Source organism: Nocardioides phosphati, assembly GCF_014646375.1.
GTDB classification, from domain to species: Bacteria; Actinomycetota; Actinomycetes; order Propionibacteriales; family Nocardioidaceae; genus Nocardioides; species Nocardioides phosphati.
Genome location: NZ_BMNI01000002.1, coordinates 361,440 through 382,406 on the forward strand (window position 1 = coordinate 361,440; position 20,967 = coordinate 382,406).

Genomic DNA, 20,967 nt, shown 5'->3' on the forward strand with positions numbered 1-20,967 from the left:
GCTGCCGGGTAAGGAGGCGTCAAGCCAGTATGGCGGCCGTCCCATACTCCGGTACGCCGGTCCCACATCATGGCGCCCGGGTGCGGCACGGCCCGCACGACCGGGCGGCCGAGGACGGGCTCAGCGCCAGCCCGTGCAGACGCACGCCCTGTTGCCATCGGGGTCGGCGAGGACCACGAACCCGGGGGCGTCCGCGTCGCTGACCAGCGTGCCGCCCGCCTCGAGCGCAGCCGCGATCCGGGCCTCGGCGACGTCGCGCGGCACGTGCACGTCGAGGTGGAAGCGCTGCCGGGGCGTCTCGTGGGGCTCGGTCTCCTGGAACCACAGCGTGGGCGTCGCGCCGTCGGGGTCGTTGACCTCGTCGGGCAGGCGCGGGTTGTCGGCGCCGTCGAGCAGGGCCTTCCAGAACGGCCGGACCCGCTGCCAGTCGGCGGTGTCGAGGGCGACCTCGATGCGCTGCACCCGCTCGGGCCGGGCGACGGCGCCGGCCGCCGCCGCGATCTCGCTGATCCGGCGCGCGAGCCGCAGGTCGCGGGTGGTCACTCCCCCGCTGTCGTGGCTGGTGACCTTGACGTTGACGTGGCCCCAGCGCAGGTCCAGGTCCGGGTGGTGGTCCAGCTCCTCCGCCGCCGCACCGATCGCTGCGACGAGCGCCAGGCCGGCGGCGTACGACCCGGGGTCGAAGCGCGCGTGGAGCGCGTTGAGCAGGTGCCGCCAGTCGTCGAGGCCGGCTGCGTCGAACGCGGTCTTGTCGATGAGGTCGCTCATCCGGGATCCCCGGCGAAGCGCGAGCGCAGCGAGTGGTTCGTGGGGGTGGTCATGTCCCCACCGTGCTACTGGAAGCTGACGAAGTCCACCCGGGGACGGATCCGCATGACCTGGGCCGCCGAGAGCCGGGGCCGGTCCTCGTCGTAGAAGAGCTTGAAGCCCATCCGGAAGTCGCCGGGCCGCGCGACGGCGGCATAGGTGGCGAGCTTCTCGCGCGGGGTGCCGAAGCCGTCGACGTGCTGCACCTCGGCGAGGTGGCGCCGGTCCTCCACGCGGTGCGGGCCACGGAGCATGTCGCGGCGGAACTGGTGGACGACGAAGAGCTTCTCGGGCAGGCGGCGGGCCTCCACCAGCTGCTCCAGCCAGCGGGAGGTCAGGTTGACCTCCCACGTCGTGACCGACCCGATGACACGGCCGGGCACCTCTCGACCGTGCATCCGCCACTCGGGGTCCAGTGCGAGGCCGACGTTGGGGTCGCGCAGTGCCCACTCCCAGCGCTTCGCGACGCTCGGGAAGTCGGCACGGCCGGGCTGCAGGTCGAGCACCAGCAGCGCGCCGGACCGCCGTGCGGCCTCGACCCACCGGCGTACGGCGGCGACGGGGACGTCGTGGTTGTAGTCACCGTCCGGACCGGGCTGGGAGTCGGCGACGGTGACGATCAGCTCGAAGACCGGCTGCGCAGCGAGCCCGGCCCGGCGGAACGGCGCGGCCGCGCGGCGTACGCGCGCGAAGGCCTGCTCCGGCGTCGACTCCCCCAGCACCCCGAGGACGGGCGTGCCGACGGTGCCGTAGTAGGCGACGAACATCCGGCCGTCGAAGAGCTCCGGGCGCCGCAGCGCGGGCGCGAGCGGAGGACGCGGCGCCTCGGCGGCCACCGTGCGGGGGTGCGTCGGCGCGGTGCCCGACGACGGGTCGACGGCCTGCGAGAGCGCGAGGAGCGCGACGAGGACGAGGGCCAGGCCGGTGAGGACCTGGTTGCGGATCGGACGGGCCATCAGCCGGCGCTGGCGGGCACGAGCGGTGTGCGCTGGCCGCCGTCGGCGTCGAAGTTCGCGGGGTCGAGCCAGGCCTCGTTGCGCGCCCGGAGCGCGGGCCACTCGGCGTCGGTGATCGAGAACCACGCGGAGTCGCGGTTGCGGCCCTTGACCACGCGGTGCTGGCGGAACGTGCCCTCGTAGCTGAAGCCCAGCCGCGCGGCAGCGCGGCGCGAGGGCTCGTTGAGGCTGTCGCACTTCCACTCGAGGCGGCGGTAGCCGAGGTCGTCGAAGGCGTGCGCCATGACCAGGTGGAACGCCTCCGTCGCCGCGCGCGTGCGGCTGAGCGAGGCACCGAGCAGGACCCAGCCGAGCTCGATGCTGCCGTTGACCGGGTCGACCGAGCAGAGGGCGAAGGTGCCCGCCACCCGGCCGTCCTCACCCACGAGCGCGTACGTCGCCGGGTCGGCCTCCAGGCGCGAGGCCATCAGCATCCAGAGCGCCGGCAGGTCCTTCGGCATCACGGCCGGGAGGTACGTCCACCGTGAGCCGTCGTCGGGACCGCACGTCGCGGCGTACAGCTCGGCGTAGTCGGCGGAGCTGAGCGGCCGGAGCTCGGCATAGCGACCCGTGAGGGTCACCGGCTCCGGAAAGGGGCGCGGGGACCAGCCCGGGACCTCCGGGCCCACGGGCTGCTCGCTGGCGCCGGTCACTCGGGGACGCGGCGGTAGGCGCCGTCGGAGGCGGAGGTCGCCATCGAGGCGTAGGCACGCAGGGCGGCGGAGACATAGCGGTCGCGGTTGGCCGGGGTGTACGGCTTCTCGCGCTTCTCCTGCTGCAGGCGACGCTCCATGAGCACGTGGTCCTCGACGTCGAGGTGGATCGTGCGCTTCGGGATGTCGATGGAGATCTGGTCGCCGTCCTCGACGAGCGCGATCAGGCCACCGCCTGCCGCCTCCGGCGAGATGTGGCCGATGCTCAGGCCACTGGAGCCACCGGAGAAGCGGCCGTCGGTGATCAGCGCGCACTTCTGCCCGAGACCCAGGCCCTTGAGGTACGACGTGGGGTAGAGCATCTCCTGCATGCCGGGGCCGCCCTTGGGGCCCTCGTAGCGGATGACCACGACGTGGCCCTCCTTGACCTGCTTGGAGAGGATGCCGGTGACGGCGTCGTCCTGCGACTCGAAGACGATCGCCGTGCCGGTGAAGGTCAGGCACTCCTCGGGGACGCCGGCGGTCTTGACGACGCAGCCGTCGACGGCGATGTTGCCGGAGAGGATCGCCAGGCCGCCGTCGGCGGAGTAGGCGTGCTCGAAGTCGCGGATGCAGCCCTCGGCGGCGTCGGTGTCGAGCGTGCCCCAGACGTTCTCCGTCGAGAACGCCTCGGTGGTGCGGACGCCACCGGGAGCGGCCTGGAACAGGTCGAGGGCCTTCTGGGTGGCGGTGCCACTGCGGATGTCCCAGTCGGCCAGCCAGCTGTCGAGGTCGGGCGAGTGGACCGAGTGGACGTCCTCGTTGAGGGCGCCGCCGCGGCGGAGCTCACCGAGGAGCGCGGGGATGCCACCAGCGCGGTGGACGTCCTCCATGTGGAACTTCGGGCTGTTGGGGGCGACCTTGCTCAGGCAGGGCACGCGGCGCGAGATCGCGTCGATGTCGTGGACGTCGAACTCGAGCTCCGCCTCGCGGGCGGCAGCCAGCAGGTGGAGGACGGTGTTGGTCGAGCCGCCCATCGCGACGTCGAGGGCGACGGCGTTCTCGAAGGCGGCACGGCTCGCGATGGCGCGCGGCAGCACCGACTCGTCGTCGTTGTCGTAGTAGCGCTTGCAGAGGTCGACGACCAGGCGGCCGGCCTCCTCGAAGAGCGCGCGGCGCTTGGCGTGGGTCGCGAGCGTGGAGCCGTTGCCCGGGAGCGAGAGGCCGATCGCCTCGGTCAGGCAGTTCATCGAGTTGGCGGTGAACATGCCGGAGCAGGAGCCGCAGGTGGGACACGCGGAGCGCTCGACGGTGTCGAGGACCTCGTCGCTGACCCGCTCGTCGACCGCGAGCACCATCGCGTCGACCAGGTCGAGCTTGGAGTGGACGATGCCCTCGATCGCGGTGGTCTTGCCGGCCTCCATCGGGCCGCCGGAGACGAAGACGACCGGGATGTTGAGACGCAGCGCGGCCAGCAGCATGCCGGGGGTGATCTTGTCGCAGTTGGAGATGCAGACGATCGCGTCGGCGCAGTGCGCCTGGACCATGTACTCGACCGCGTCGGCGATCAGCTCGCGGCTCGGGAGGCTGTAGAGCATGCCGCCGTGGCCCATCGCGATGCCGTCGTCGACAGCGATGGTGTTGAACTCCTTGGCGACGCCGCCGGCCTCCTTGACGGTCTCGGCGACGATCTTGCCGAGGTCACGGAGGTGGACGTGACCCGGCACGAACTCGGTGAACGAGTTGGCGATCGCGATGATCGGCCTGCCGAAGTCGGAGTCGGTCATGCCGGTCGCGCGCCAGAGGGCGCGGGCACCGGCCATGTTGCGGCCGGACGTGGACGTGGCAGAGCGAAGCTGAGGCATGGGACCAAGGTTAGTCGCCGCGTGGGCGCTCGGACTCGGTACCTTCTTCCCGTGAGCACACCCTGGGGACCCGGCCGCACGGCCAGCCTCCCCCCGGCCGTCCAGGTCCGGATCCGGGCGGCGCTCGCCGTCCTCGCCATCAACCTGTTCGGGGCCGGCGGCACCTTCCTGCTGACGATCCTCGTCGTGCCGCTCCCGGTGGTCTACGACGCCAACCAGGTCTGGCGCAACGCGCTCCTGCTCGTCCTGCTCCTGCCCGGGATCGCGCTGTACGCCGTCGCCGGCGCACGCTGGGCGATCACGAACTCGCTCGGCTGGCTCGTCGAGCGGCGCCGCCCCTTCCCCGACGAGCAGCGCAACCTGCTGTCCATCCCGCGCCGGACCTTCCTGCTGCACGCGCTCGCGTGGGCGGCGGCCTGCGCGATCTTCGGCGGCTTCAACGCCGTGTACGACGCCCGGCTCGGCTTCGTCGTCGCCACCATCACCGCGCTGTCCGGGCTCGTCGCAGCATCGGTGGCGTACCTCGTGACCGAGCGGCTGCTGCGCCCGGTGATCCGCAACGCCCTGCGCCGCGGCGTACCCGAGCGCCTGCGGGTGCGCACGGTGGCGGCGCGCACGCTCTTCGCCTGGCTCCTCGGCACCGGCGTGCCGCTCCTCGGACTCGCGATCGTGGGCGTCAACACGCTCCTCGACAGCGTGCTCGTCTCCGTGCACCAGCTCGCGATCACGATGTTCGTGCTCGGGCTGATGACGCTGCTGATCGGCGGCGCGACGACCTACCTCGCGGCGCGCGCGACCTCGGACCCGGTGCGGAGCCTCCGCGCGTCGTTCGCGGCCGTCTCGCACGGCGACTTCGGCCAGACGGTCGCGGTCGACGACGCCACCGAGATCGGCCTGCTGCAGGCGAGCTACAACACGATGGTCACCGGCCTGCGCGAGCGCGAGCGGCTGCGCGACCTCTTCGGCCGCCACGTCGGCGGCGAGGTCGCCCGCACCGCCCTCGAGGGCACCGTCCAGCTCGGCGGCGAGGCCCGGCGCGTGGCGATCCTCTTCGTCGACATCATCGGCGTCGGCGAGATCGCCCACGACCGTGCGCCTGCCGACGTCGTACGCCTGCTCAACCGGTTCCTCGAGATCGTGGTCGAGGTGGTCCACGAGCACGGCGGATGGATCAACAAGTTCGAGGACGACGGCGTGCTCGCCATCTGGGGCGCGCCGACCGAGGTCGACGCCATGGAGGCGCAGGCGCTCCGCGCGGCGCGCGTCATGGCCGAGCGGCTGCGCGCGGAGATCACCGAGCTCGACGCGGGCATCGGGGTCTCCGCCGGCACCGCCGTCGCCGGCAACGTCGGGGCAGCGCAGCGCTACGAGTACACCGTCATCGGCGACCCCGTGAACGAGGCGGCCCGGCTGACCGACCTGGCCAAGCAGCGGCGCGGGCGCGTGGCCGCGAACGCCGAGATGCTCGCGGTCGCGGGCGACGAGGCCGACCACTGGCGAGAACGCCGCCCGGTAGAGCTGCGCGGGCGCGGTGCCACCACGCGCCTCGCCACTCCCCTCTCCTGAGACCTGCCTGATCGCTGAGTCCCGTCGGTCGTGCGCCGGATGTCGGCAAGGGTCGGTACCTTCTCCCTGTGACGCTCAGGGACGAGATCCGCCGCCGCTACATGGCGCAGCCGCTCGTCCGCCGCACCCACGTGGTCTCGAGCGTCGCGCTCGTGACGATCAACCTCGCGGGCGCGCTGATCGTCTTCGGCCTCATCGCCTTCGTGATCCCGCTCCCTGTCGAGATCCAGAACTCCTGGTTGACGGCCAACCTCCTGCTGATCCTCGCGCTCACGATCCCCACGCTCATCTACGGCTTCGCGTGCATGCTCCTGCTCAACCGTCCCGTACTGAGGTGGGTGCGTGCTCGCCGCGCCCCGACCGACGCCGAGAAGCTGTGGCTCCTGGCCATCCCCCGCTGGACGCTCGTCTACCACGCGATCGGGTGGCTGCTGGCGGTCGGCATCTTCGCCGGCTTCAACGGAGCTCGCTACACGACCGACGTCGCGCTGATCATCGCCCAGGTCGTCGCCCTGGCCGGCGTCAGCGCCAGCGCGCTGGCCTATCTGGTCAGCGAGCGCCTCCTCCGCGGCTTCGCGAGCGTTGCGCTGCGCACCGGCGTCCCCGAGCGGATGCGGGTGCAGACGGTCGTGACCCGCACGATGTTCGCGTGGGGCCTGGGCACCGCGGCGCCCGTCGCCGGCCTCGTCCTCGTCGGCAACCGGCTGCTCACCGACGACACTGGCGCCGAGGTCCGTCCGGTCGCCCGCACCATCGTCATCCTCGCCGCCATCGCCTTCTTCGTCGGCGGCGTGATGATCGTGCTCGCCGCGCGGGCGACCTCCGACCCCGTCCGGCAGCTCCGCCTCGCCCTCGCCCAGGTCGAGCGCGGTGACCTCGGCGCGACACTGCCGGTGTACGACGCCACCGAGATCGGCCTCCTCCAGTCGGGCTTCAACGAGATGGCCGAGGGCCTGCGCGAACGCGAGCGGATGCGCGACCTCTTCGACCGCCACGTCGGCGGCGACGTGGCCCGGGCTGCGTTGCGTGGCGGCGTGCAGCTGGGGGGCGAGGCGCGCTACGGCGGCATCCTCTTCGCCGACGTCATCGGCTCGACGGCGCTGGCGACCGAGCGCGAGCCGGCCGATGTCGTCGCGCTCCTCAACCGGTTCTTCGAGATCGTCATCGACGTCGTGCACGCCCACGGCGGCTGGATCAACAAGTTCGAAGGCGACGCGGCCCTCGCCGTGTGGGGCATCCCCCTGCCGGTCGACGACCTCGAGGCCCACATCCTCGCCGCCGCCCGCGAGCTGGGGGCGCGCCTGCAGGAGGAGCTCCCCGAGGTCCCCGCCGGCATCGGCGTGGCGGCCGGCGAGATGGTGGCCGGCAACGTCGGGGTCGCCGAGCGCTACGAGTACACCGTGATCGGCGACCCTGTCACCGAGGCCTCCCGCCTCTCCGAGGTCGCGAAGAAGTTCCCCGGGCGCGTGGTCGCCAACGCCGTCCTCCTCGACGCCGCCGGCGACGAGGCCACCCACTGGGAGCACAAGAACGCCGTCCGCGCCCGCGGTCGCCAGGCCGAGACGGCGATCGCGGTCACCCGCGCGTCGGAAGACCTGCCCTAGCTGGAGAGCGGCGATTTCGCGCGCGTCGAGGTTGGCGTGTCAGCGCGGCGTCACTACCCTCGAAATGTCCTGATTCACCGACACCCGAGCGAGCCCCCGCCTTGGTCTTCCAGATCCCCCGCCAGCGCGTCGCCGCCCTCGTCGACTCGTGGGCCACGGCCGCGCAGCAGCAGGCGTGCCGCAACGCGATGGTCGCCAGCACGGCCCTCGCCCGGACCCGCGCGCAGCGGATCGTCGTCGAGGAGTTCCTGGCCGCGCGGCTCGGCCATCGCGACGCCGCCTCCAGCACGGACGACGCCGTGCAGGAGCAGGCCTGAGGTTCACGGCGGGGCCCGCCGCCGGCGCCCTCCCTCCCGCGCGCCGGTGGCAGACCCGCCGCTCCGAGCGTGCCATGAACTCTCGTCCTTCACGGGCGGTTTCGGTGAACTCACCCGGGGCTGCACCGTGATCCGCACGGAGCACGACGAGGACCTCGTCGCGCGCCTCGTGTCGGTGCGCGAGGTCGACGGCGTGCGCGCCGGCTCCGCCCTGCTCACCGTGGGCGACCGGCTCCTGGTCGTCGGCGACGACGCGCACGCCGTGACGCTCGTCGACCCCGCCACGGGCAGCGTCCACCACCAGGCCCTCGCCGGCGACGGACGGCGGCTCGAGAAGTCGCGCAAGCCCGACTACGAGGCCGCGTTCCGCGACGGCGACGACATCTGGCTGCTCGGCTCGGGCTCGCTCTCCAACCGCTGGCTCGGCACGCGCCTGCCGCGTGCCGGTGAGGGGCGCGCGAGCGCCCACGACCTGACCGCCCTCTACGCCGCACTGTCCGTCGCGCTCGGCGAGGCGCCCAACATCGAGGGCGCCGTCGTCGTCGACGGCGTGCTCCGGCTCTGCCACCGGGCCACGGGCTCCTCCCCCGATGTCCTCCTCGATCTCTCAGCCCGGGTGCTGCACGACGGGCGCCCCCGGGTCGAGCGGACCGTGACGGTCGAGCCGGCGGTACTGGACGGCGTACCTGCGCACGTGACGGACCTCGCGGCCCTGCCGGACGGGCGCCTGGCGTTCCTCGCGGCCGCCGAGGACACCGACGACCCGGTGGTGGACGGGCCGGTCGCCGGCGCGGCGTTCGGGGTGATCGATGGCGAACGTGCCCGGTGGACTCCCCTACTCGGGCTCGACGGAACGCCGAGCACCCTGAAGGCCGAGGGCCTCGTCGTCGACCCCGACCTGCGCGGGGGCTGGGCGGTCACCGATCGCGACGACCCCGGCCTCGCCGCCCAGCTCTGCCGCCTCGAGCTCACCGGCATCTGAGCCCCGCTCGAGCCCCAGGCCGTACGCCGAGGCGGCACATGGTGTGCGGCGAGATGGCAGATCCGGAGTGCCGAGAGGGCGCACGTGGGTCAGATCGACTCCACGTGCACCCTCTCGCCGCGCAACTTCTGCCGTCTCGGCACACCAGATGTGCCGCCTCGGCGGGGGCGGGTCAGCTCAGGCCGAGCTTCTCCAGGATCAGCTCGCGGGCGCGGCCGGCGTCGGCCTGGCCGCGCGTGGCCTTCATGACGGCGCCCATGATCGCGCCGATCGCGCCCATGTTGCCGCCCTTGATCTTCTCGACCAGGTCGGGCTGGGCGGCCAGCGCATCGTCGATCGCGGCGATGAGCGGGCCGTCGTCGGAGACGAGGGCCAGGCCGCGCTTCTCGATGATCTCCTCGGGCGTGCCCTCGTCGGCGATCAGGCCGTCGAAGACCTGGCGGGCCAGCTTGTCGTTGATCGTCTTCGCGTCGACCAGCTTCTGCACGGCGGCGACCTGCGCCGGCGTGACGCCGACCTCGGCCAGCTCGACGCCGGCGTCGTTGGCGCGGCGGAGGAGCTCGGCGACCCACCACTTGCGGGCCGACTGCGGGGCGACGCCCTCGCCGACGGTCGCCTCGATCAGCGGCAGCGCACCGGCGGCCCAGACGTCGCGCATCTCGAGGTCGGTGAAGCCGTACTCCACCTGCAGGCGGGTCTTCTTCGCCGTGGGGTTCTCCGGGAGGGTGCCGCGGAGCTCCTCGACCCACTCGCGGGACGGGGCGACGGGCACGAGGTCCGGCTCGGGGAAGTAGCGGTAGTCCTCGGCGTCGGACTTCTCGCGACCCGAGGTGGTCTCGCCGGTGTCCTCGTGGAAGTGGCGGGTCTCCTGCACGACCTTGCCGCCCTCGTTGAGGATGCCCGCATGGCGCGAGACCTCGAAGCGGACCGCGCGCTCGACGGAGCGGAGCGAGTTGACGTTCTTGGTCTCGCTGCGGGTGCCGAGCTTGTCGGAGCCCTTCGGCGCGAGCGAGAGGTTCACGTCGGCACGGATCGAGCCCTGGTCCATGCGGGCGTCGGAGACGCCGAGCGCGACGATCAGGTCGCGCAGCTGCGCGACGTACGCCTTGGCGACCAGCGGGGCCTTCTCACCGGCACCGATGATCGGCTTGGTGACGATCTCGATGAGGGGGATGCCGGCGCGGTTGTAGTCGACCAGCGAGTAGTCGGCACCGTGGATCCGGCCGGTGGCGCCACCCACGTGGAGCGACTTGCCGGTGTCCTCCTCCATGTGCGCGCGCTCGATCTCGACGCGGAAGGTCTCGCCCTCCACCTCGACGTCCATGTAGCCCTCGAACGCGATCGGCTCGTCGTACTGGCTGGTCTGGAAGTTCTTCGGCATGTCCGGGTAGAAGTAGTTCTTCCGGGCGAAGCGGCACCACTCGGCGATCTCGCAGTTGAGCGCGAGGCCGATGCGGATCGCGGACTCGACCGCCTTGTGGTTGACCACGGGCAGCGCGCCGGGCAGGCCCAGGCAGGTCGGGCAGACCTGGGTGTTGGGCTCGGCGCCGAACTCCGTCGGGCAGCCGCAGAACATCTTCGAGTTGGTGTTGAGCTCGACGTGGACCTCGAGGCCCATGGCCGGGTCGTACGCCGCGAGCGCCTTGTCGAACGGAACGAGGGTCGTCATCGGGCAACGCCTTCCAGAACAGGAGCCTTGTCGAGCAGCGGGCCGCCCCACTTCTTCTCGAGCAGCGTCTCGAGGGCGGCGCCCACGCGGTAGACGCGGTCGTCGGCCTTCGCCGGGGCGAGCACCTGGAAGCCGACCGGCAGGCCGTCCTCGTCGGCGAGGCCCGCGGGCACCGAGATGCCGGGGACGCCGGCGAGGTTGCTCGGGATGGTGGCGAGGTCGCCCTTGTACATCGCGAGCGGGTCGTCGAGCTTCTCCCCCAGCTTCCACGCAGTGGTCGGAGCCGTCGGGGACACGAGGACGTCGGCCTGCTCGAACGCCGCGGCGAAGTCGCGCTGGATCAGCGTGCGGACCTTCTGCGCCTGGCCGTAGTAGGCGTCGTAGTAGCCCGAGCTCAGCGCGTAGGTGCCGAGGATGATGCGGCGCTTCACCTCGTCGCCGAAGCCGGCGTCGCGGGAGGCGCGCATGACCTCCTCGGCCGACGGGTCGCCGTCGGGGGTGACCCGCAGGCCGTAGCGCATGGCGTCGAACTTGGCGAGGTTGGAGGAGGCCTCGCACGGCATGATCAGGTAGTACGCCGCGAGCGCGTGCTCGAAGCTCGGGCAGGAGACCTCGACGATCTCCGCGCCAGCGTCGCGCAGCAGCTCGAGGGACTCGTCGAAGCGGGCCATCACGCCCGGCTGCCAGCCCTCGCCCGTCGTGAGCTCCTGGATGACACCCACCTTCACGCCGGTCAGGTCACCGCTCGCACCGAGGCGGGCGGCGTCGACGACGGACGGGATCGGCTCGGAGATCGAGGTGGAGTCGAGCGGGTCGTGGCCGCCGATCAGCTCCTGCAGCAGGGCGGAGTCGAGGACCGTGCGGGTCACCGGGCCGACCTGGTCGAGCGAGTTGGCCATCGCGACGAGGCCGTAGCGCGAGATCGCGCCGTACGTCGGCTTCACGCCGACCGTGCCGGTCACGGCGCCGGGCTGGCGGATCGAGCCGCCGGTGTCGGTGCCGATCGCGAGGGGGGCCTCGAAGGCGGCGACGGCCGCGGCCGAGCCACCGCCGGAGCCGCCGGGGATCCGGTCGAGCGCCCACGGGTTGCGCGTCGGGCCGTACGCCGAGTGCTCGGTCGAGGAGCCCATGGCGAACTCGTCCATGTTGGTCTTGCCGAGGATCGGCAGACCCGCGGCCTTGAGGCGCGCGACGACGGTGGCGTCGTACGGCGGGACCCAGCCCTCGAGGATCTTCGAGCCGCACGTGGTCGGCTGGCCGATCGTCGTCAGGACGTCCTTGACCGCGATCGGGACGCCGTCGAGCGGCGACAGCAGCTCGCCCTTGGCGCGGCGCGCGTCGGAGGCGGCGGCCGCGGCGATCGCACCCTCGGCGTCGACGTGGAGGAAGGCGTGGACGCCGTTGTCGCCGGTGTCGACCTCGCTGATGCGGTCGAGGCAGGCCTGGGTCAGCGCCACGCTGGTGACGGAGCCCTCGGCCAGGAGCTCGGCGAGCTCGGCGGCGGACTTCTTGAGAAGGTCAGTCATGTCGGGGCTCACTGCTCGTCTCCCAGGATGCGCGGCACGCTGAACCGCTGCTGATCGGTGGCCGGCGCCATCGCGAGCGCCTCCTCGGCGGTGAGGCCGGGGGTCACGACGTCGTCGCGGAAGACGTTGGTCAGCGGGATCGGGTGCGAGGTGGCGGGCACGTCGTCGCTCACGGCGGCGCTGATCGACGCGACGGACTCGAGGATCTTCGCCAGCTGGGGGGCGAGGTGGTCGAGCTCGGCGTCGGACAGGTCGATCCGGGCGAGATCCGCCAGGTGCGCGACCTCGTCGCGGGAGATCTCAGGCATGCGGGCCATCCTAGGCGGCACGCGCGGGGCGGCCGACCGCGGTCCCACGCCTCCCGCGATGCCTCCCCCGCTACTGTCGCGACGGAGGTGGAGATGACCAACGCACCCGGGCGCGCAGCCGTCGCCGCAGCCCTGCTCACCCTGCTCACCCTGACCGCCTGTGGCAGCGGGCAGCCGACGACGCCGGCCGCGAGGAGCGCCGGCGCCGGCCCCCGCACCACCTCCGACAGCCGCGCCGACAGCCGCGCCGGAAGCCGCCCCGACAACCACGCCGGGGGCCACCGCTACCACCGGTACGTCGCCCTCGGCGACTCCTACACCGCGGCCCCGTTCGTGACGGCGGGGAGCGCGCGGAACCCCTGTGTGCGCTCCGGCGCCAACTACCCCCACCTGCTCGCCCGGGCCCTCGGCGTACGGCTGGTCGACCGGAGCTGCACGGGCGCCGACATCCCCAACCTGACGCAGGGACAGCTGCTGCGGACCGGCACGGCGGCCCCCCAGGTCGCCGCGGTCACGGCCGGCACCGACCTCGTCACCGTGGGCATCGGCGGCAACCCCGCGGCCGCGCAGGCCTGGTTCGAGGTCTGCCCGGCACTGCGTGCCCGCGATCCGCACGGCTCCCCGTGTCGCGACCACTTCAGCGCCGCGAGCGAGGGCGGGACCGACCTCGTCACCGGCCTCGTGCGCCAGGAGCGCCGGCAGCTCGCCGACCTGCTCTCCGTGCTGCACCGGAGGGCGCCGCACGCCCGGATCCTGCTCGTGGGCTACCCGGCGATCTTCCCCGAGAAGGGCCAGTGTCCCCGGGTACTCACGCTCGCCGACGGCGACGTCGCCTACGCCCGCGCCACGCTCCTCCGGCTCAACGCCATGATCGAGCGGGCCGCGGCCACCGGCCGTGCGGAGTACGTCGACGTGTACGCCGCCACGCGCGGCCACGACGTCTGCGCCTCCGATCCGTGGATCCAGGGTCGGGAAGACGCGCTCGGCGTCGCGCTGGCCTACCACCCCCACGCCGAGGAGCAGCGAGCCGTCGCCGACCTGCTCCTGCGCCGCGTGCGCTGAGGCCAGGGAGACACGCCCTAGGGGCGCCCGCCGCCAGGCGCGGTGGTCGGCTTCGACGTCGCCGGACGGCGGGTCGGGCTCGGCTGGGCCGTCGGGCGGCCGGTCGTCGTGGTCGGGACCGCCGTCGCGCTCGTGGTCGGCCTCGTCGTCCGGACCGGGGTCGGGGTCGCTGTCGCGGTGCGGGTGGTCGCAGGGGCGGGCGCGACGGACGTCGACGCAGTGGGACCTGTGGTGAGGTCCGACGTCGGCGTCGGACGGGCGGTGCGCGCACCGGGGTGGGGCGTGCGGCTCGGCTTGGCCGTCGAGATGCGCGGGACGATGCCGTCGATGCCGTCGGGCGTGCGGGTCAGGTCGGGCGCGCCCACGGGGGCGGCGACCGCGAGGAGAGCGAAGGCAGCGACGACCGTCGCCCCGACCAGGACGCCGCCACGACGCGCGACCGGGCCGGTCCAGGAGACGAGCATCTCGCGCCGCCGGCGGCGGAGGTCCTCGGGCAGGTCGGCGTGGATCGCCGCCAGGCTGTTGAGCGGCGCCGCCGCGTAGCCGCCCGCGTGGACGAGGAGCAGCACGCCCACGACCACCGCAGCCGCGGTGCCGGCGAGGAAGGCGACGACGGCCGCCGCCAGGCAGACCAGCGCGACGACGGTCTCGGTGACGTTGCCGCGGACCGCGTGGCGCCAGGAGAGCTCGCCGCGCGCCTTCGGCGTACGGAGGAAGGCGCCCTTGCGGGCGACCAGGCCGCGGGCCGAGGCGCGCGCGACGGTCCAGCCGAGGGCGAGCCAGAGGCCGAAGGCCCCCAGGGCGTCGCCCCACCCGGCTCCCGACGTACGCCGGACGAGGGCGAGCGAGCGGACCGCTCCGAGCAGGACCAGCGCGACGAGGCAGAGCAGGATCAGGCCGGAGAGCTGGCGCACGACGATCGGCTCGCCGAGCACCAGGCCCAGCACACCGGCGAGCAGGAAGCCGGTGAACAGGACCGAGGCGAGGTCGCCGAACCACTGCAGGCCGCCGACGAAGTAGGCCCATCGCTGCGCGAGCGTGAGCTGGTTGGCCTCCGTGCGCCGGCCCGGGAGCAGCGAGCGCCAGTGCATGCGCAGGATCTGGACGCCGCCGAAGCACCACCGGTAGCGCTGCCGCTTCAGCGCCTCGAAGGTGAGCGGCATGATGCCGTGGCCGAACGACTGGTCGACGTGGAGACCGCGACCGCCGGCGCGCAGCAGGCGGAGCGAGAGCTCGGCATCCTCGGTGATGCACCACTCGTCCCACCCACCGACAGCCTCGAGCTGGGCGCGCTGGATCAGGCCCATCGTGCCGCCGAAGATCGCGCCGTTGCGCTCGTTGCGCGACTTCTGCGACACGTCGAAGAAGTAGCCGTAGGAGTAGTAGAGCCGGCGGAAGTAGGAGTTCTCCGCCCAGTCGCGGTAGTCCTGCGGCGTCTGCACGAACGACACCGCCGGGTCCGCCAGCAGCGGTGCGCAGCGGGCCAGCCAGTCGGGCTTCACGACGTAGTCGGCGTCGACGATGCCGATCACCTCGGCGCGCGGGTCGGTGACCCGGAGCGCCTCGTTGAGCGCGCCGCTCTTGTAGCCCGGCCAGTCGGCGAGGTGCAGGAAGCGGAGCCGCTCCGGGTGGGCCGCGCAGAACGCCTCGACCGGCCGCCAGAGCGCCTCGTCGTCGGTGTTGTTGTCGACCAGCAGCACCTCGTAGTCGTCGTAGTCGAGGTGGAGCAGTGACTCGAGGGTCGCGATGACCATGTCCGGCGGCTCGTTGTGCGTCGGCACGTGGAGGCTGACGAAGGGACGGCGGCCGGCCGGCAGCGCGCCGTCGGTGTCGACGTACGACGACCAGGCGCGGCGGGCGAGCACGTCGACGAGCTCCCACAGGTAGCCCACACCGATCAGGAAGACGAACGCCTCGAGCAGCCACAGGAGCGTGCCGCCGACCCACTCCCCCGGACTGAGACCGGCACCGGCCATCCAGACGAGGACGTAGACGAGGTAGCCCAGGCCGACGTCGAGCGAGAGCGCCCACGCGACCAGACCACGCGTCGCCCAGTGCCCGGCGACCGGGATCCAGGCGGCGACCGTGGCGGCCACGACGACGCCCACGAGCAGCGCCTCTGCCGGCTCACGACCGGCCAGCCAGCCGAGGCCGGCACCGACGGCGCCCACCGCGCCGGCGGCCGCGAGGCCGCGTGAGACGACCGACCGGCCGGCGCGACGGCGCGCGGCCTCGCCGATGGCGAAGAGGGCGACCGTCGCCGGCAGCAGCAGGACGACGGTGACCAGCACGAATCCCGAGAGGAATGCTTCCACGGCGACAGGGTAGGCACCCCCGATGACAATCTCGTGAAGCGACCCAACCGCGGCTCACCGCCCGGCGTCTGGAGGGGTGACAATCACCCGCAGGAGGACGCATGCCGGCACCACCCACCGACGACGAGTACGCCGCCTTCGTGCACGCCGCCTGGCCGCGGCTCTACCGGACGGCGTACCTGCTGCTCGGGGACCACGGCCTCGCCGAGGACCTCGTCCAGACCGCCCTCGCCAAGACCTACGCCTCGTGGCGCAACGTCCGCAGCCTCGACGCGGCCGGCGGCTACGCCCGGACCGTGCTGCTCAACACCGCGACCTCGTGGTTCCGGCGGCCGTCGTGGCGCCGCGAGCTGGCCAGCGACGCGCTCCCGGGCTCGTCGTACGACGCGGACCCGAGCGACCGTCCTGCCCTGCTCGACGCCCTGCGCGAGCTCGCTCCGCGCCAGCGGGCCGTGATCGTGCTGCGGTTCTACGAGGACCTGTCGGTCGCCGACACCGCCACCACCCTCGGCTGCTCGACCGGCACGGTCAAGAGCCAGACCTCCGACGCCCTGGCACGCTTGCGCGCGCTGCTGGGCGACTCCGTCATCCCGATGGGAGCGACCCATGACTGACCACGACCTGTCCGACCTCCTCCACGCCGACGCCGACCGCGTCGCCGTGCCTCCCGCCCCCGCCGCGGCGGTGCTCGCCGAGGGACGCCGTCTCCGCCGCCGGAGCCATGTGACCCGTGCCGCGGCCGTGGGCGCGGGCGTCGCCGGCATGGCCGCGGTCACCGCGCTCGCGCTCGTGCTCGCGCACCCGTCGCCGACGGCGAAGGCACCCGAGCTCGCCGTCGCGGTCACGCCGGACCCTGCCGGGTGGGCGGTCGCACAGGGGTCGACCGTGCACCTGGGCAGCGGCAAGGTCGTCGACGTCCCGGGCACGGTGAAGGCGATGTACTACACCTCCGCCGGCGTCATGGTCCGCACCGGCCGGACGGCGTACACCGAGGGCGACAGCACGTCGAACTACTTCGTGCTCTCCGGGGACGGGAAGGTGCGGGACTTCTCGCTCAGCCTCGGCGACAAGAAGCCCGGCACCGACCCGAGCCTGCCGTACCTCGCCTACTCGGTGAAGGGCGACGACAGCGACTGGGAGCTGGTCCTGCGCGACGTCCGCACGGGCGAGGTCGCCACCCGTGTGCGTTACGACGGCGCCTTCACCTGGGGCGGCTGGAACGCTCCGCCGACGGCCCTCTCCGGCGACTTCGCGTACGTCGGGGTGGACGACGCCACGCTGCGGATCAACTGGCGCACGGGCACCGTCGAGAAGGCCAAGGGCCTCTCGCCGAGCCGGATGCCGACCGTCATGGGCGGCAACGAGCTGGTCGAGGAGCAGCCTCCCGTGACCAACGGGAAGGTCCAGGACGAGGACGCGAAGGTCACCGTGACCGACCGGGTGCTCGACGCAGAGAGCGGGCGCCTGCTGCGCTCCATCGAGGTGACGGGCACGGTCGCCAGCACCCCGTGGCCCCAGCTCTCCGCCGATGGCCGCCACGTGCTGCTGACGCCCTGGCGGATGTGCACCGAGGGCGGCGACTGCACCTACGAGACGCCGTACGCCGACGTGGTCTCGGTGACGACGGGCGACCGTCGCCCGTTCCGGATCGGCGACGGCACCTTCGGCTGGAGCCCCGACGGCCGCCTCCTGCTCGTCCACGACACCAAGGTGGACTCCTGCGACGCCGACACCGGCGAGTGCGTCTCGACGCCGGTGACGCTCGATGGCACCGGGCCGCTGCGGGTGAGCGGCAACGACAACGAGTCCTGAGCACGGACAGCGGGTGGACTCCTCGTCAGCAGGTGACGAGGAGTCCACCCGCTGCGTGCGTCACTCGTCGAGGGCCGCAGGACCGCCCGCGAGCAGCGCCACGAACTGCTCCTCGTCGAGGATCGTGAGCCCGAGCTCCTCGGCCTTGGCCGCCTTGGAGCCGGCGTTCTCACCGACGACGACGTAGTCGGTCTTCTTCGACACCGAGCCGGCCGCCTTGCCGCCGCGGGCGATGATCGCCTCCTTGACCGAGTCGCGGGTGAACCCCTCGAGCCCACCGGTCACGACGACGGTCAGCCCCTCGAGGGTGCGCTCGACGGACTCGTCGCGCTCGTCCTCCATGCGTACGCCGGCGGCGGCCCACTTCTCGACGATCTCGACGTGCCAGTCGACGCCGAACCACTCGATGACCGCCTCGCCGATGACGCCGCCGACGCCCTCGGTGTCCGCGAGCTCCTCCGGCGTCGCGCTGCGGATCGCGTCCATGGAACCGAAGCGGGTGGCGAGGGCACGCGAGGCGCTCGGGCCGCAGTGACGGATCGAGAGGCCGACGAGGACCCGCCACAGCGCGGTGTCCTTGCGCTCCTCGAGGTTCTTCAGCAGCTTCAGGGCGTTGGCGGTCAGCACGCGGTCGCCGGCACCCGCCTCCACCTCCGCCTTCTTCGCCGCGCGGGTGAAGAGCGGCACCTGCAGCAGCTTCTCCGGCGTCAGGTCGAAGACGTCTCCCTCGTTGGCGACGACGCCGGCCTGGTGGAGCGCGATCGCGGCCTCGTAGCCGAGCCCCTCGATGTCGAAGGCCCCGCGGCCAGCGACGTGGTTGATCCGCTCGACGACCTGGGCACGGCAGTCACGGTGGTTGGGGCAGCGCATGTCCTTGTCGCCGGCCTTCTGCTGCGCCAGCTCCGTGCCACACGCGGGGCAGGTGGTCGGGGGCACCCACGCCGGCAGCCCTTCGGGGCGCAGCGCGAGCACCGGGCCGAGGATCTCGGGGATCACGTCGCCGGCCTTGCGCAGGATCACGGTGTCGCCGGGCCGCACGTCCTTGCGGGCGACCTCGTGGAAGTTGTGGAGGGTCGCCATCTCCACGGTCGACCCGGCGACCTTCGTCGGCTCCATGCGCCCGAACGGCGTCACGCGGCCGGTGCGCCCGGTGTTGACCAGGACGTCGATCAGCTTCGCGTGGACCTCCTCGGGCGGGTACTTGAAGGCGATCGCCCACCGGGGCGCGCGGCTCGTCGACCCGAGGCGGCGCTGCAGCCCGACGTCGTCGACCTTGACCACCACGCCGTCGATCTCGTGGTCGAGGATCGCCGCATCGTGGCGGTGCTCGCCGTAGAAGTCGATGAACTCCTGCACCGCAGCCAGGTCAGGGACGACCTTGACCGTCGGCGCGACGGGCATGCCCCACGCCGCCAGCGCGGCGTACGCCTGGGACTGGGCGCGGGCGTCGAAGCCCTCGCGCGCGCCGATGCCGTGGCAGACCATCGTGAGGTTGCGCGAGGCGGTGACCGACGGGTCCTTCTGGCGCAGCGAGCCGGCGGCGGTGTTGCGCGCGTTGGCGTAGAGCGGCTTGCCGGCGGCCTCCTGCTGGGCGTTGATCTCCTCGAAGGTCTTCGCGGTCATGTAGACCTCGCCGCGCACCTCGACGAGCGCCGGCACGGGGAACTCGGGCGTGCCCTTGAGCCGGTGCGGCACCGTGCTGATCGTGCGCACGTTGGGCGTGACGTCCTCGCCGGTCGTGCCGTCGCCGCGGGTCAGCGCCCGCTCGAGGACGCCGTCGCGGTAGAGCAGGTTGATCGCGAGGCCGTCGACCTTGAGCTCGCAGAGGAGCTCCGGGCGGGTGCCGGCGTCGCGGACGACCCGGTCGTACCAGCTGGCGAGCTCGTCGGGCGAGAAGGCGTTGTCGAGCGACTCCATCCGCCGGAGGTGGTCGTGCGCCGCGAAGTCGGTGTACGCCTGCCCCATCACGCGCTGGGTGGGGCTGTCGGGCGTGATCAGCTCGGGGAACTGCTCCTCGAGCTCGCGCAGCTGCCCCAGCAGCGCGTCGTACGCCGCGTCGGACAGCGGCGAGGTGCCGTCGCGGTAGTAGGCGTCGGACGCGCCCTCGATCTGCTCGCTGAGCTCGCGATGGCGGGCGGAAGCGGAGTCGGCGGCGGCCTGCCCGGCGCCGTCCGGAGCCTCTCGAAGCGTCATGAGGACCATCTTGCCGTGCCCCACTGACAGCCCGGCGTCCGAACCGCCATGGTGGGAACGGACCCATCCGGATCGGCCCCGGCGACGAACCAGGGGCAGCCCCGAGAGAGGACCTCCGTGCCCGACCCCTTGCTCAGCCGCCTGTCACCGGCGCGACCGCCGCGCGCCGTCGCGCTGGTGCTGCACGGTGGCGCCGTCCACTCACCGCGCTCCGTCGACCACCGCAGCTCCTCGTGGCACCGCGCACGCTTCCTGCAGCGGGCGATCGCCCCGCGCCTGCACGACGAGGGCATCGCGGTCTGGCTGCTCCGCTTCCGGGTCCGCGGCTGGAACGACCACGTCTCGCCCTCGCCTGTGCCCGACGCCCGGTGGGCGATCGAGCGGATCCGGGACGAGCTCGACGTCCCGGTCGCGCTCGTGGGTCACTCGATGGGGGCGCGCACCGCGATGCGCGTCAGCGACGCCCCCGCCGTCCGGGGCGTGGTCGGGCTCGCCCCCTGGCTGCCCGACGGTGAGCCCGTCGCTGCGCTGCGCGACCGGCGCCTGGTCGTGGGCCATGGCCGGCGCGACCGGATCACCTCGTTCGCCCTCAGCCAGGCGTACGTCGAGCGGGCGCGGTCCGTGGCCCGGTCGGCGTCCTTCCACGACATGGGCGACGTCGGCCACTACCTGCTGCGCGACAGCGCCCGGTGGAACGCGTTCACGGCGGCCTCGGTGCTCGAGGTCCTCGAGGACTGAGGGGAGACCCCCGAGTGGTCGGGCCCCGGCCGGGGCGCCGTGCGCCTCGGCCGGGGCCGGGTGGACAGGGTCTCTGCAGGTCAGGACGCGTCGGCCGCGTCGTGCTGCTCCTTCGTCTCGAGCTCGGCGCTGTCGCGGCTGGCGCCCACCTGGGTGCCGCCGTGGCTGACCGTGACCTTGCGCGGCTTCGCCTTCTCGGCGACGGGGACGACCAGGCGCAGCACGCCACCGTCGTACGACGCGTCGATGCGCTCGAGGTCGAGGTTCTCCCCCAGCACGAGCTGGCGGCTGAAGAGGCCACGCGGACGCTCGGCGGCGAGCGGCTCCCAGTCGCCGCTGCGCGAGGGCCGCTCGGCGCGGATGGTCAGGACGTTGCGCTCGACGTCGATGTCGAGCGTGTCGGGCGCGATGCCGGGCAGGTCGAACTCGAGGACGAAGCGGTCGCCCTCGCGCCAGGCGTCCATCGGCATGATCGCGGGCCGGGACGTGGTGCCGGAGCCCATGATCTGCTGGGCGAGCCGGTCGAAGTCCCGGAACGGGTCAGTCCGAAGCAACATGGTGGTTCACCTCCGATGT

General features: G+C 72.8%; 18 protein-coding genes. 8 read left to right on the forward strand and 10 right to left on the reverse strand.

Going from position 1 to position 20,967, the window contains the following annotated elements:
• Positions 1-120: 120 nt before the first annotated feature.
• From IEX47_RS06705 to ilvD, 4 genes are all read right to left on the reverse strand, one after another.
• Positions 121-768, reverse strand: coding sequence for a 4a-hydroxytetrahydrobiopterin dehydratase (locus tag IEX47_RS06705; RefSeq protein WP_188783214.1), 648 nt, complete (start codon positions 766-768; stop codon positions 121-123).
• Positions 769-833: 65 nt separating this feature from the next.
• Positions 834-1,763 carry a hypothetical protein gene (locus IEX47_RS06710; RefSeq protein ID WP_188783215.1) on the reverse strand — a complete coding sequence of 310 codons (930 nt, stop codon included), beginning with the start codon at positions 1,761-1,763 and terminating at the stop codon, positions 834-836.
• Positions 1,763-2,455: a GNAT family N-acetyltransferase gene (locus tag IEX47_RS06715; RefSeq protein WP_188783216.1), complete on the reverse strand. Its 693-nt coding sequence runs from the start codon at positions 2,453-2,455 to the stop codon at positions 1,763-1,765. The genes IEX47_RS06710 and IEX47_RS06715 overlap by 1 nt, the downstream gene beginning before the upstream one ends.
• On the reverse strand, positions 2,452-4,299 hold the full coding sequence (ilvD, locus tag IEX47_RS06720) for a dihydroxy-acid dehydratase (protein WP_188783217.1): 1,848 nt from the start codon (positions 4,297-4,299) through the stop codon (positions 2,452-2,454). The genes IEX47_RS06715 and ilvD overlap by 4 nt, the downstream gene beginning before the upstream one ends.
• A gap of 51 nt (positions 4,300-4,350) precedes the next feature.
• Here ilvD and IEX47_RS06725 point away from each other — a divergent pair, with 51 nt between their 5' ends.
• The 4 genes from IEX47_RS06725 to IEX47_RS06740 all read left to right on the forward strand — a co-directional run bounded on the left by IEX47_RS06725 (position 4,351) and on the right by IEX47_RS06740 (position 8,768).
• Entirely contained in the window at positions 4,351-5,865 is a 1,515-nt protein-coding gene (locus IEX47_RS06725; protein WP_188783218.1) for an adenylate/guanylate cyclase domain-containing protein, read from the forward strand.
• Between the two features lie 68 nt (positions 5,866-5,933).
• Positions 5,934-7,469, forward strand: a complete 1,536-nt coding sequence (locus IEX47_RS06730; RefSeq protein ID WP_188783219.1) for an adenylate/guanylate cyclase domain-containing protein — start codon at positions 5,934-5,936, stop codon at positions 7,467-7,469.
• 101 nt (positions 7,470-7,570) lie between these two features.
• Positions 7,571-7,786 (forward strand): hypothetical protein, encoded by a 216-nt coding sequence (locus IEX47_RS06735; protein ID WP_188783220.1) that lies wholly within the window; start codon positions 7,571-7,573, stop codon positions 7,784-7,786.
• Between the two features lie 127 nt (positions 7,787-7,913).
• Positions 7,914-8,768 (forward strand): DUF6929 family protein, encoded by an 855-nt coding sequence (locus IEX47_RS06740; protein ID WP_188783221.1) that lies wholly within the window; start codon positions 7,914-7,916, stop codon positions 8,766-8,768.
• A 172-nt stretch (positions 8,769-8,940) separates the two neighbouring features.
• On the opposite strand, the gene gatB is transcribed toward IEX47_RS06740, so the two are convergent.
• Genes gatB through gatC form a run of 3 tightly spaced genes read right to left on the reverse strand, consistent with a single transcriptional unit; the run spans position 8,941 to position 12,271 of the window.
• Positions 8,941-10,437 (reverse strand): Asp-tRNA(Asn)/Glu-tRNA(Gln) amidotransferase subunit GatB, encoded by a 1,497-nt coding sequence (gatB, locus tag IEX47_RS06745; protein WP_188783222.1) that lies wholly within the window; start codon positions 10,435-10,437, stop codon positions 8,941-8,943.
• The gene (gatA, locus tag IEX47_RS06750; protein WP_188783223.1) at positions 10,434-11,963 is read right to left on the reverse strand and encodes an Asp-tRNA(Asn)/Glu-tRNA(Gln) amidotransferase subunit GatA; all 1,530 of its coding nucleotides are present in this window, start codon (positions 11,961-11,963) and stop codon (positions 10,434-10,436) included. Before gatA ends, gatB begins: the two co-directional genes overlap by 4 nt.
• A gap of 8 nt (positions 11,964-11,971) precedes the next feature.
• Complete coding sequence (gatC, locus tag IEX47_RS06755) at positions 11,972-12,271, reverse strand: Asp-tRNA(Asn)/Glu-tRNA(Gln) amidotransferase subunit GatC (protein WP_188783224.1); 300 nt, start codon at positions 12,269-12,271, stop codon at positions 11,972-11,974.
• A 93-nt stretch (positions 12,272-12,364) separates the two neighbouring features.
• On the opposite strand from gatC, the gene IEX47_RS06760 reads away from it, so the two are divergent.
• Positions 12,365-13,333 (forward strand): SGNH/GDSL hydrolase family protein, encoded by a 969-nt coding sequence (locus tag IEX47_RS06760; RefSeq protein ID WP_188783225.1) that lies wholly within the window; start codon positions 12,365-12,367, stop codon positions 13,331-13,333.
• A gap of 17 nt (positions 13,334-13,350) precedes the next feature.
• Here the strand turns inward: IEX47_RS06760 and IEX47_RS06765 are convergent, their stop codons facing one another.
• Positions 13,351-15,648, reverse strand: coding sequence for a glycosyltransferase (locus IEX47_RS06765; protein ID WP_188783226.1), 2,298 nt, complete (start codon positions 15,646-15,648; stop codon positions 13,351-13,353).
• A 101-nt stretch (positions 15,649-15,749) separates the two neighbouring features.
• On the opposite strand from IEX47_RS06765, the gene IEX47_RS06770 reads away from it, so the two are divergent.
• Together IEX47_RS06770 and IEX47_RS06775 are read left to right on the forward strand one after the other, a co-directional pair.
• On the forward strand, positions 15,750-16,262 hold the full coding sequence (locus IEX47_RS06770; protein WP_188783227.1) for a SigE family RNA polymerase sigma factor: 513 nt from the start codon (positions 15,750-15,752) through the stop codon (positions 16,260-16,262).
• Positions 16,255-17,460: a hypothetical protein gene (locus IEX47_RS06775; RefSeq protein WP_188783228.1), complete on the forward strand. Its 1,206-nt coding sequence runs from the start codon at positions 16,255-16,257 to the stop codon at positions 17,458-17,460. Before IEX47_RS06770 ends, IEX47_RS06775 begins: the two co-directional genes overlap by 8 nt.
• A gap of 60 nt (positions 17,461-17,520) precedes the next feature.
• Here IEX47_RS06775 and ligA read toward each other — a convergent pair whose 3' ends face one another.
• Positions 17,521-19,653 (reverse strand): NAD-dependent DNA ligase LigA, encoded by a 2,133-nt coding sequence (gene ligA / locus IEX47_RS06780; RefSeq protein WP_188783229.1) that lies wholly within the window; start codon positions 19,651-19,653, stop codon positions 17,521-17,523.
• Positions 19,654-19,770: 117 nt separating this feature from the next.
• Between ligA and IEX47_RS06785 the strand changes: the two genes are divergently transcribed.
• On the forward strand, positions 19,771-20,391 hold the full coding sequence (locus IEX47_RS06785; protein ID WP_229662685.1) for an alpha/beta hydrolase: 621 nt from the start codon (positions 19,771-19,773) through the stop codon (positions 20,389-20,391).
• 80 nt (positions 20,392-20,471) lie between these two features.
• Here the strand turns inward: IEX47_RS06785 and IEX47_RS06790 are convergent, their stop codons facing one another.
• Entirely contained in the window at positions 20,472-20,948 is a 477-nt protein-coding gene (locus tag IEX47_RS06790; protein WP_188783231.1) for an Hsp20/alpha crystallin family protein, read from the reverse strand.
• Between the last annotated feature and the right edge of the window lie 19 nt (positions 20,949-20,967).